Source organism: Oceanimonas marisflavi (assembly GCF_003049725.1).
Taxonomy (GTDB): domain Bacteria; phylum Pseudomonadota; class Gammaproteobacteria; order Enterobacterales; family Aeromonadaceae; genus Oceanimonas; species Oceanimonas marisflavi.
In genome coordinates this window covers 42936-53966 of record NZ_QAGM01000022.1, presented here as the reverse complement: position 1 = coordinate 53966, position 11031 = coordinate 42936, and the positions used below count along the sequence as shown (strand labels likewise).

The 11031-nt window shown below is 58.6% G+C and carries 13 protein-coding genes and 2 rRNA genes; 13 read left to right on the top strand and 2 right to left on the bottom strand.

Annotation, left to right across the window (positions count from 1 at the left end):
* The 12 genes from DA373_RS13245 to hemB all read left to right on the top strand — a co-directional run.
* Positions 1-242, top strand: a 23S ribosomal RNA gene (locus DA373_RS13245); the annotation flags it as partial.
* An 85-nt stretch (positions 243-327) separates the two neighbouring features.
* Positions 328-442: ribosomal RNA gene (rrf, locus tag DA373_RS13240) — 5S ribosomal RNA — on the top strand.
* A gap of 223 nt (positions 443-665) precedes the next feature.
* Positions 666-866: a tautomerase family protein gene (locus DA373_RS13235; RefSeq protein ID WP_019935205.1), complete on the top strand. Its 201-nt coding sequence runs from the start codon at positions 666-668 to the stop codon at positions 864-866.
* 70 nt (positions 867-936) lie between these two features.
* Positions 937-1323: a fluoride efflux transporter CrcB gene (crcB, locus tag DA373_RS13230; RefSeq protein WP_107852780.1), complete on the top strand. Its 387-nt coding sequence runs from the start codon at positions 937-939 to the stop codon at positions 1321-1323.
* A 58-nt stretch (positions 1324-1381) separates the two neighbouring features.
* On the top strand, positions 1382-2137 hold the full coding sequence (ubiE, locus tag DA373_RS13225) for a bifunctional demethylmenaquinone methyltransferase/2-methoxy-6-polyprenyl-1,4-benzoquinol methylase UbiE (protein ID WP_107852779.1): 756 nt from the start codon (positions 1382-1384) through the stop codon (positions 2135-2137).
* Entirely contained in the window at positions 2137-2754 is a 618-nt protein-coding gene (locus DA373_RS13220; RefSeq protein WP_107852778.1) for a ubiquinone biosynthesis accessory factor UbiJ, read from the top strand. The genes ubiE and DA373_RS13220 overlap by 1 nt, the downstream gene beginning before the upstream one ends.
* A complete protein-coding gene (gene ubiB, locus DA373_RS13215) occupies positions 2751-4388 on the top strand; it encodes a ubiquinone biosynthesis regulatory protein kinase UbiB (RefSeq protein WP_107852777.1) in 1638 nt (545 codons plus the stop codon). Before DA373_RS13220 ends, ubiB begins: the two co-directional genes overlap by 4 nt.
* Before the next feature lie 83 nt (positions 4389-4471).
* Positions 4472-4726, top strand: coding sequence for a Sec-independent protein translocase subunit TatA (gene tatA / locus DA373_RS13210; protein ID WP_107852776.1), 255 nt, complete (start codon positions 4472-4474; stop codon positions 4724-4726).
* A 3-nt stretch (positions 4727-4729) separates the two neighbouring features.
* Entirely contained in the window at positions 4730-5083 is a 354-nt protein-coding gene (tatB, locus tag DA373_RS13205; protein WP_107852775.1) for a Sec-independent protein translocase protein TatB, read from the top strand.
* Positions 5080-5826 carry a twin-arginine translocase subunit TatC gene (tatC, locus tag DA373_RS13200; RefSeq protein WP_107852774.1) on the top strand — a complete coding sequence of 249 codons (747 nt, stop codon included), beginning with the start codon at positions 5080-5082 and terminating at the stop codon, positions 5824-5826. Before tatB ends, tatC begins: the two co-directional genes overlap by 4 nt.
* Positions 5823-6608 carry a 3'-5' ssDNA/RNA exonuclease TatD gene (gene tatD / locus DA373_RS13195; protein WP_107852773.1) on the top strand — a complete coding sequence of 262 codons (786 nt, stop codon included), beginning with the start codon at positions 5823-5825 and terminating at the stop codon, positions 6606-6608. The genes tatC and tatD overlap by 4 nt, the downstream gene beginning before the upstream one ends.
* A gap of 2 nt (positions 6609-6610) precedes the next feature.
* Positions 6611-7624, top strand: coding sequence for a porphobilinogen synthase (hemB, locus tag DA373_RS13190; RefSeq protein WP_107852772.1), 1014 nt, complete (start codon positions 6611-6613; stop codon positions 7622-7624).
* A gap of 28 nt (positions 7625-7652) precedes the next feature.
* Here the strand turns inward: hemB and gppA are convergent, their stop codons facing one another.
* Positions 7653-9134, bottom strand: coding sequence for a guanosine-5'-triphosphate,3'-diphosphate diphosphatase (gene gppA / locus DA373_RS13185; protein ID WP_107852771.1), 1482 nt, complete (start codon positions 9132-9134; stop codon positions 7653-7655).
* A 7-nt stretch (positions 9135-9141) separates the two neighbouring features.
* The gene (gene rhlB, locus DA373_RS13180) at positions 9142-10446 is read right to left on the bottom strand and encodes an ATP-dependent RNA helicase RhlB (RefSeq protein WP_107852770.1); all 1305 of its coding nucleotides are present in this window, start codon (positions 10444-10446) and stop codon (positions 9142-9144) included.
* Between the two features lie 115 nt (positions 10447-10561).
* On the opposite strand from rhlB, the gene trxA reads away from it, so the two are divergent.
* The gene (gene trxA / locus DA373_RS13175) at positions 10562-10888 is read left to right on the top strand and encodes a thioredoxin TrxA (protein WP_107852769.1); all 327 of its coding nucleotides are present in this window, start codon (positions 10562-10564) and stop codon (positions 10886-10888) included.
* Positions 10889-11031 lie beyond the last annotated feature (143 nt).

Below are 11031 nucleotides of genomic sequence, written 5' to 3'. Positions count from 1 at the left end.
GGACCGGAGTGGACGAACCTCTGGTGTTCGGGTTGTCACGCCAGTGGCACTGCCCGGTAGCTAAGTTCGGAATCGATAACCGCTGAAAGCATCTAAGCGGGAAGCGAGCCTCGAGATGAGTCATCCCCAGGTACTTGATACCTCTAAAGGGCCGTCCGAGACCAGGACGTTGATAGGCAGGGTGTGGAAGCGCTGTGAGGCGTGCAGCTAACCTGTACTAATGACCCGTGCGGCTTAACCATACAACACCCAAGAAGTGTGAGACCTTGCAGGTCGAGACTACGAATTCTTCATCAATACAAAGCTTTTTTCGAATTACGATTTATGCCTGGCGGCCATAGCGTTGTGGAACCACCTGACTCCATGCCGAACTCAGCAGTGAAACGCAACCGCGCCGATGATAGTGTGGCAGCTGCCATGTGAAAGTAGGACACTGCCAGGCACTCTAATTTGTAGGCCCGAATTTATTCGGGCAAGAGAAAGCCCCTTGCTTACGCAAGGGGCTTTTTTAGTTTCTCTGTGTATTACTCTAGATAAATTCAGGCAGGTAGCTATGCCGTAAATAGTTGGGTTTTCCCGACTGAAGTCGGGCCTACCAATTTGACTCAGTTCACACTTTTTACTCTAATGTCGGCTCGTTTTTCAGACATATTAAGGAACACGTCATGCCGATTCTCAATATCGCCCTGATCGAAGGTCGCAGCAACGAGCAGAAGGAAGCCCTGATCAAGGAAGTCACCGATGCCTGCGTGCGCGCTCTGGACGTAAAACCGGAAACCGTGCGCATTCTGCTGCAGGACATCGCTACTCAGGACTTCGGCGTAGCCGGCGAGTCGGTACGGGCCAAGCGGGAACGTCAGGCCTGATCCATTCGAGTATGGGTTTTTGAATCCGACCGGCGTAAACTGACACCACCTTGTTTTACGCCGGTTGATCATGAAAACCCTGCTGTTTATCGCCCTGGGCGGCGCCACCGGCGCCGTGCTGCGTTTTGTTATTACCGACTTGATGGGCCGTCTGCTCGGTCGCTCCTTTCCCTTTGGTATTCTCACCGTTAACCTGATCGGCTCCCTGCTGATGGGCATTATGTTCGTGCTGGTACAACAGCAGGCGATCAGCGCCCATTCCTGGCGCCCCTTTATGATGGTGGGCATGCTCGGTGCCCTGACCACTTTTTCTTCCTTTTCCCTGGATACGGTGCTGTTGCTTGAGCACGGTCAATGGTTTAAGGCCGGGCTGAATGTGTGCCTGAATGTGGTTTGCTGTATGATATTCACTTTTCTGGGAATGCAGATCACTCAGAGCCTGCTGGCTTCCCGTTAGTCCGGCCCGTGCATTTGCAGTACACTGGCTTACTTCGATTTTTACAGGTGTCTTGAGAATGTCAGAACAGCACAAGTCGACGACCCATTTCGGTTACCAGACCGTGAATGCGGATGAGAAAGAGCAGATGGTGGCCAGCGTATTCCATTCGGTGGCGGCCAAGTACGACGTGATGAACGATCTGATGTCCTTTGGCATTCATCGCCTGTGGAAACGCTTTACCATCGACTGTTCCGGCGTGCGTCCGGGCCACAAGGTGCTGGATCTGGCCGGCGGCACCGGCGACCTGACCGCCAAGTTTTCCCGCATGGTCGGCGAGCAGGGTCAGGTGGTGCTGGCCGACATCAACGACTCCATGCTCAAGGTGGGCCGTGACAAGCTGCGCAACATGGGGCTGGGCAGCAATATCTCCTACGTGCAGGCCAACGCCGAGGCGCTGCCCTTTCCCGATAATCACTTTGATTTGATCACCATTGCTTTTGGTCTGCGCAACGTCACCAACAAGGACAAGGCGCTGGCCTCCATGCAGCGGGTGCTGAAGCCCGGCGGCCGCCTGCTGGTGCTGGAATTTTCCAAGCCTCAGCATGAGGTGATGAGCAAGCTGTACGACTTCTATTCTTTCAATGTGCTGCCCAAAATGGGTGCGCTGGTCGCCCAGGACAGTGACAGCTACCAGTACCTGGCCGAGTCCATTCGCATGCACCCGGATCAGGAAACCCTCAAGCAAATGATGGAAGAGGCCGGGCTGGAGCAGGTGGAATACTTCAACCTGACTGACGGCGTGGTGGCCTTGCATCGCGGGTTCAAGTTCTGATGAAGGCACTGCTGCTGCCGTTGCTGAACGGCACCCTGGAAACCGCTATCAACCGGTTGCTGCAGAGCACAGGCAGTGCACAGAAGCTGAAACCTCTTTACGGAAAAGTGCTGCAGCTGACACTGACCGAGCTGACCAGTTTTTATCTGGTATTTACCGGTGAGCGCCTTGAACTGCTGGGTCACTACGAAGGGCGGGTGGACAGTCATCTCAGTCTGTCACTCAATGCCCTTGGCCTGCTCAAGGACAAGGGCCTGCTGATGCAGTACATTCGCGATGGCCGCATCGATCTGGAAGGCGACCCTCAGCCCTGGCAGGATCTGAGCGCGCTGATGCGGGATAACCCCCTTGATATCGAGGAGTGGCTGGTGCCCTACACCGGGGATGCCCTGGCTCACCTGCTGTGCCGTCATGGCCGCGAAGCCAGAACCGCCATGACAGCACGGCTGAGCGGGGCCAGAGCACATCTGGGCGATTTTGTCCGGGAAGAAGCCCGGCTGGCAGTCGGGCCGCTGGAGCTGGCCGACTTTGGTGACGAAGTGGGAGCGCTGAACAAGCGACTTAACCGCCTGCAGGGACGTCTGGCTGCACTGACCGACAAGGTGACCCATTCATGAGAAAACTGAGGGAGCTGCGCCGCCTTTACCAGATTGGCCGTACCCTGTTTGACTATGGTCTGGACGAGCTGATCCCGGCGCGGCTGCAGATCTGGCCGGCGCGTATGGCTCGTAAAAGCCTGTTCTGGCTGAAGAACAAGCACCCGACGCTTTCCCGGGGCAAGCGTATTCGTCTGGCTCTGGAGAGTCTGGGGCCGGTGTTTATCAAGTTTGGCCAGATGCTTTCCACCCGCCGGGATTTGTTGCCGCCGGACATTGCCGAAGAGCTGGCCCTGCTGCAGGACAGAGTGCCGCCCTTTGACGGCCGGCTGGCCCGGCAGCAGATTGAGCACAGTCTGCGTCAGCCCATCGAAGCCCTGTTTGACGAGTTCGATGAAAAGCCCCTGGCTTCGGCGTCCATCGCTCAGGTACACACCGCCCGGCTCAAGACCGGTCAGGAAATCGTGATCAAGGTCATTCGGCCCGGGATAGAACGGGTGATCGAGGCCGATGTCAGCCTGATGCATTCCATGGCTACCCTGATTGCCCGTCTGGTGCCCGAGCGCAGCAGTCGCCTGCGGCCGGTGGAAGTGGTGGAGGAATACCGCAAGACGCTGCTTGACGAGCTCAACCTGCTGCGGGAAGGGGCCAACGCCATTCAGCTGCGGCGCAACTTCGAGGGTTCACGCACTCTTTATGTGCCCGAGATTTATTCCAGCTACTGCCACGAAAATGTGCTGGTGATGGAGCGTATCTACGGCATTCCGGTATCCGATATTGACGCCCTGAAAGCCAACGGCACCAATATGCAGCTGCTCGCCGAGCGGGGCGTGGAGGTGTTCTTCACCCAGGTGTTCCGCGACAGTTTTTTTCATGCCGACATGCACCCGGGAAATATTTTCGTGTCTTACGACCACCCGGAAGATCCCCAGTGGATTGGCATCGACTGCGGTATTGTCGGTACCCTCAACCGGGACGACAAACGCTATCTGGCGGAAAACTTTCTGGCCTTCTTCAACCGGGACTACCGCAAGGTGGCCGAGCTGCACGTAGAGTCGGGCTGGGTGCCGGCCGACACCAAGGTGGAGGAATTCGAGTCCGCCATACGTACCGTGCTGGAACCCATTTTTGAAAAGCCGTTGTCCGAAATCTCCTTTGGTCACGTGCTGCTTAACCTGTTCAACACCGCCCGCCGCTTCAATATGGCGGTGCAGCCGCAACTGGTGCTGTTGCAGAAAACCCTGCTCTATGTGGAAGGGGTGGGCCGCCAGCTCTATCCCCAGCTGGATCTGTGGAAAACCGCCAAGCCGTTTCTGGAAGACTGGATGCAGAAGCAGGTGGGCTACAAGGCGGTGATCAACGGGGTAAAGGAAAATGCGCCCTTCTGGGCCGAGAAGTTGCCGGAGATCCCCGAGCTGATCTACGACGCTCTTCGTCAGGCCAAGCTGCAGCAACGGCAAATGACCGGCCTGTATGATCGTTATGCCGGACATGACCGCCGGCGCGGCCAGGGGCAGTTCCTGCTGGCGGTGGGGGCCTCCCTTCTGCTGGCCAGCACCCTGCTGCTGGGCATGGATGAAAGCCGGCTGGCCGGCTCTGGTCTGGTGCTGACTTTGGTTGTATGGTGGCTGGGCTGGCGGCGTATTGCCCGATAGTTTGATCTGGTGTCAGATTTTCGTCATTTGTCTGCAATATAATGGGCCTTTATCGTTCTCTGTTTGCATAGGAAAAGTGTGTTATGGGTGGAATCAGTATTTGGCAACTGCTTATCGTGGTACTCATTGTGGTGCTGCTGTTCGGAACCAAGAAACTGCGCGGCATGGGCAGCGATCTGGGCTCGGCGGTCAAGGGCTTTAAAAAGGCCATGAGCGACGACGAACAGGGCAAGAAGGATGCGGACTTCGAGCAACAGAAACTGGCCGACAAAAAAGAGCAGGCCGAGCCTCTGAACCAGCAGGAGCAGGACAAGGCCAAAGACAAAGATCGGGTATAAACCATGTTCGATATCGGTTTTTGGGAACTGGTGGTAATTTCGGTCATCGGCTTGGTGGTGCTCGGCCCCGAGCGCCTGCCCGTGGCCATTCGCACCGTATCCCGTATGGTAAAAACGGTACGGGATACCGCCAATGCGGTGAAAACCGAGTTGTCCCAGGAGCTGAAAATGGAAGAGCTGCACCGGGATCTGAAGAAGGCCGAACAACTCGGCATGAAGGATCTCAGCCCCGAGCTGCAGCAGTCCATCGATCAACTGAAAGACGCCGCCGCCTCGGTCAACCGGCCCTATGAAAAGCGCCCCGATCAGGATGCGGATAACACCGCTAACACAGAGCCCCGGAAACCTTCTGAATGAGTGAATCACAGCAGCCTCTGATCAGCCATCTGGTGGAGCTGAGGTCGCGCCTGTTGCGCGCCTTTGCCGCCGTGCTGGTGGTGTTCCTGGGGCTGGTTTATTTTGCCAATGACATCTATACCCTGCTGGCCACACCGCTGCTGAAGCAACTGCCGGAAGGGGCGAGCATGATCGCCACCGGCGTGGCCACGCCCTTCCTGACGCCCATCAAGCTGACGCTGATCGTCTCCTTTTTTGCCGCCATTCCCATTGTGCTTTATCAGGTTTGGGCCTTTATTGCGCCCGGCCTCTACAAGCATGAAAAACGGCTGATCGCTCCTCTGGTGTTTTCCAGTGCCCTGTTGTTCTACGCCGGTGCGGCCTTTGCCTACTTTGTGGTCTTTCCGCTGGCCTTTGGTTTTTTCACCAGCATGGCGCCGGAAGGGGTGACCATTGCCACCGACATTGCCAGTTATCTGGACTTTGTACTGGGGCTGTTTATTGCCTTTGGCATCGCTTTTGAAATCCCCATCGCCACCATTTTGCTGTGCTGGACCGGGGTGACCACACCCAAAGACTTGTCCGGCAAACGGCCCTATGTGGTGGTGGTGGTGTTTATCGTGGGCATGCTGCTCACCCCGCCGGATGTGATTTCCCAGACCTTGCTGGCTATCCCCATGTGGCTGCTGTTTGAAATCGGCGTCTTCTTTGGCCGCTTCTATGTGCGCGAAAGAGAAGGTGACGAGCAGGAGCCCTCGGCGTGATCGACATTGGCGTCAACCTCACCAGCTCCCAGTTTGATAAAGACAGAGAAGCGGTGCTGGAGCGGGCACTGGCTGCCGGCGTCACCGGCCTGGTGCTGACCGGCACCAGTCTGGCGGAAAGCCGGGCGGTAGCCGAACTGGCCGCGGCCTACCCCGGCCTGTGTTATGCCACCGCCGGGGTGCACCCTCACGATGCTAGCACCTTTGACGATCGCACCCTGAATGAACTGCGCGAGCTGGCGGCATTGCCTCAGGTGGTGGCCGTGGGCGAGTGTGGCCTCGACTTTAACCGGGACTTTTCGCCCCGCCCGCAGCAGGAAGCCGCCTTTGAGGCCCAACTGGCCCTGGCCGCAGAGCTGCAGTTGCCGGTGTTTATGCACTGCCGCGATGCTCACGAGCGCTTTATGGCGATGCTTGCGCCCTGGCGCGACAAGCTTCCGGCGGCGGTGCTGCATTGCTTTACCGGTTCCGAGGCCGAGCTGAAAGATTGCCTGGCACTGGATCTGCACATCGGCATTACCGGCTGGATCTGCGACGAGCGCCGTGGCGCCGAGCTGCAGCGGCTGGTGTCGCTTATTCCCGCCGAGCGGCTGATGATCGAAACCGACAGCCCCTATCTGATCCCGCGGGATCTGTCGCCCAAGCCGCGCTCACGCCGCAACGAACCTGCCTATCTGCCCCATATCGCCGGGCGCATTGCCGCCTGCCGGGGCGAGGACACCGCCGGCCTGATCGCCGTCACCAGCGCGACCAGCCGGGCCTTTTTCCAACTTCAGGAGTGAACATGACCAAACAAGTGATGGGTGGCTTTCCCGGCCGCCGCCTGCGCCGTCTGCGCAAGCACGATTTCAGCCGTCGCCTGGTGCGCGAGCACACTCTGACCGTGGACGATCTGATCTATCCCATGTTCGTGCTGCCCGGCATTCAGCGCCGGGAAGCGGTGGCCTCCATGCCCGGCATCGAGCGTCTGTCCATTGATCTGTTGCTGGAAGAAGCCGCCGAGCTGGTCGCGCTTGGCATTCCGCTGCTGGCTCTTTTTCCGGTGGTCAACGCTGCCGAGAAAACCCTGCTGGCGGAAGAAGCGTACAATCCCGATGGCCTGGTGCAGGAAGCAGTGCGGGAACTGAAAGCGGCCTTTCCCGAACTGGGCATTATGACCGACGTGGCCCTGGATCCCTACACGGTACACGGTCAGGACGGCATTCTCGACGAAGACGGCTATGTACTGAATGACGTGACCACAGAGGTGCTGGTGAAGCAGGCGCTGAGCCATGCCGCCGCCGGTGCCGACATGGTGGCGCCGTCCGACATGATGGACGGCCGTATCGGCGCCATTCGCCGAGCGCTGGAAGAGCACGGCTTTATCAATACCCAGATCATGGCCTACTCCGCCAAGTATGCCTCCAACTATTACGGCCCGTTCCGCGACGCGGTCGGCTCCGCCGGCAACCTCAAGGGCGGCAACAAGGCCACCTACCAGATGGATCCCGCCAACACCGACGAAGCCCTGCAGGAAGTGGCCTTTGACATTGAGGAAGGCGCCGACATGGTGATGGTGAAGCCGGGCATGCCCTATCTGGACGTGGTGCGCCGGGTCAAGGATCAGTTCGGTGTGCCCACCTTTGCCTATCAGGTCAGCGGCGAATACGCCATGCACATGGCGGCCATTCAGAACGGCTGGCTCAAGGAAAGGGAATGCATCATGGAATCGCTGCTGTGCTTCAAGCGTGCCGGTGCCGACGGCATTCTCACCTACTTTGCCAAGCGCGTGGCCCAGTGGCTGAAGGAAGAGCAATAAAAAAGCGCCGAAAGGCGCTTTTTCAAATTCAGGCTTCCACCACTTCCAGTGCCCAGCCCAGCGCACTCTGCCGCCTGGCTTCCGCGAGCAGTTCACTGGCACGCAGATGATGACCGGTGCTCCAGCCGGCGGGCAGGGTGAGGGTGAGGCGTTCACCCTGTTGCGTTAACTGAAACTCGGGCACGGTACCTCGCGTGCGGCGCAGGCAAAGAATAATGGCCAGGCGCAGCAACCGGGCCAGCAACACCGCACGACTAGCATCCAGGGCGCACTGAGCCTGCAATTCCTCCAGCTGAAAGTCGTCCCGCTGGTTCAGCAACAGGGCGGCCAGCAGACCTTTCTGGGGAACGGTAAAGCCCGGCAGATCGATATGACGAATAATATAGGCGGCATGCTCGGGGGCGCGTTTGTACTCGATGCACAGGCCCAGTTCATAGAGCATGGCAGCCCGGGCCAGCATACAGGTGGTATCGCCGTCGGCCTCGGGCAGCAGCTGTTTCAGGGCCTGCAATGCCGTGTTGCGCACCCGTTCACCCTGCTCCCGGTCCAGCTGGTAACGGGCGATCAGGCTGTCGATGGTTCTGTCCTGAGCGTCGCACTCCTGCCGTGAGCCCAGCATGCCATACACCAACCCCTCGCGCAGGGCGCCACCGGCCAGCACCATGTGTTCAATGCCAAGGGTGTCAAACAGGGCGATCAATATGGCCAGACCCGAGGCAAAAACCGGCGTGCGCTCCGGGGTGAGGCCGGGCAGCTGCAACTGATCCACATGGCCACAGGCGACCGCCCGGGTTTTCAGTTGCAGCAGTTTGTCGAGGGTGATCTGTTCGTTTTCTCCCTGAGCTATCATGATTTCCTGAATGGCCTGCACCGTGCCCGAGGCACCGATGCAGTGCTGCCAGCCCAGCTTGAGGTAGCTGGCGGCCACTGCAGACAGCTCGTGCTGAGCGGCGGCAATGGCCCGGTCGAAGTTGGCCTCGCACAGACTGCCTTCGGGAAAATAGCGTTTCAGCCAGGTGACGCAGCCCATGTGCAGGCTGTTGAGCAGCCCGGCCGAGGTGCCCTCACCGATCACCAGCTCGGTGCTGGCTCCGCCAATGTCGATCACCAGCCGGCGGCCGGTGCCCGACGAGGTCCAGGCCACGCCCTGATAGATGGTGGCCGCTTCTTCCTCGCCGGAAATGACCCGCACCGGGTGGCCGAGAATGGCCTCGGCGCGCTCAAGAAAGGTGGTGATATTGGTAGCCAGGCGCAGGGTGGCGGTGCCGACAATGCGCACCTGGTCGGCGGGGACGTCCTGCAGCTGTTCGGCAAACAACCGCAGGCAGTCCCAGCCACGCTCCATGGCGGCCAGATCCAGGCTGCCATCGTCCTGCAGGCCGGCGGCCAGACGCACCTTGCGCTTGACCTTGGCCAGGGTACGGCAGGCGCCTTCCACCTTTTGCACCACCAGCATGTGAAAGCTGTTGGAGCCCAGATCGATGGCCGCGTACAGGGAGGGGTTTTTCACGCTGGCGTCAGCTCCGGTTGTTCTGGGGCCGGCGGCGGCGGTTGGACGGTGGACGACGCTGGCCGCTACCCTGACGATCCCGCACATTACGGTTCATGCCGGCTCTGTGATGATGAATATGCCGGGGAGGAGTAATATCACCAAGCAGGGCATCACGGTCGTATTTGCTCACCGGAATTTCATGCTCGATATAGGCTTCCACCGCCGGCAGATTAAATACGTATTCTTCACAGGCAAAGCTGATGGAACTGCCGCTGGCGCCGGCCCGGCCGGTGCGGCCAATACGGTGTACATAGTCTTCGGCGTCGTCGGGCAGATCGTAGTTGAACACATGACTGACATCGGGAATGTGCAGGCCGCGGGCGGCCACGTCGGTGGCCACCAGAATGTCGAGGGCCCCATTGGTAAAGTCTTCCAGGATCTTGAGGCGCTTTTTCTGGGGTACATCACCGGTGAGCAGCCCCACCCTGTGATTATCGGCTTTCAGCCAGGCGTAAACTTCCTCACAGCTGTGTTTGGTGTTGGCAAAGACAATGGCCTTGTCGGGCCATTCTTCTTCCATCAGGGTCAGCAGCAGCCGCATCTTGTCTTCCTGAGCCGGATAGAACAGCTCTTCCTTGATTCGGCCGGCGGTCTTGCGCTCCGGCTCCACCTGCACATGCTCGGGATCGTTCATGTGCTCGTAGGCCAGTTCCTGCACTCTGAGTGACAGGGTGGCGGAAAACAGCATGTTCTGGCGCTGGGTGGCCGGCGGCATGCGACGGAACAGAAAGCGAATGTCCTTGATAAAGCCCAGATCAAACATACGATCGGCTTCATCCAGCACCACCACCTGAATGGCGTCCAGGCTGATCACCTTCTGCTTGAAGAAGTCGATAATGCGCCCTGTGGTGCCCACCAGAATGTCTACGCCTTCGTTCAGCACCTGGGTCTGCTTTTCATAGCCGTCGCCGCCGTAGGCCAGCCCCATCCTGAGGCCGGTGTGCTCACTAAGAGTGTCGGCGTCATTGTGGATCTGCACCGCCAGCTCCCGGGTCGGGGCCATGATGATGGCGCGGGGCTGATTGGTTTTGCGGTCGGCGGGAGCAGGCTTGGTCAGCAGGTGATGAAAGGTGGCGGCAAGAAAGGCAATGGTTTTGCCGGTGCCGGTCTGGGCCTGCCCGGCGATGTCCCGGCCGGTGAGCAGATGGGGCAGCGACAGCGCCTGAATGGGCGTGCAGTTGTGAAATCCCTTGGCTTCCAGTCCGGCCAGTACCTGCGTATGCAGGCCCAGCTGGTCGAATTTGGTCTCGGTGAGATGTGTCTTGCTCATAGCATTCAGATTATCAGGTTAGACTTGCAATAATAAACAGGATCATTTGAAATAGGGCAACTAAATTGCCCTGGCGTTGTATGTTTTGAGGGGCAAACACTGACTGGAGTTGGAGATGAGTGACAAAATTGTTCAGCTGACCGATGCCAGCTTTGATGCTGATGTCATCAAGGCCGAGGGCCCGGTTCTGGTTGATTTCTGGGCTGAATGGTGTGGTCCCTGCAAGATGATCGCCCCCATTCTGGATGAAATTGCCGCAGAATATGAAGGCAAGGTGACCGTCGCCAAGCTGAATATCGATCAGAACGCAGAAACCGCTCCCAAGTACGGCATTCGTGGCATTCCCACCCTGCTGCTGTTCAAGAACGGCGAAGTGGCTGCCACCAAGGTGGGCGCCCTGTCCAAGACTCAGCTCAAAGAGTTTCTGGACGCCAACCTGTAATTCAGCAAGGGGTGCGCAAGGCACCCCTTGTGGTTTTTGCTAGACGCTTTTTCTTTTTGGTGCTAGTTTGTTGTTCGTTTGCTAGCCTGTTTCATGCCGCTAAGGCGCTTTCTAATCAATACATCAATCCGGCAGATTTTTCT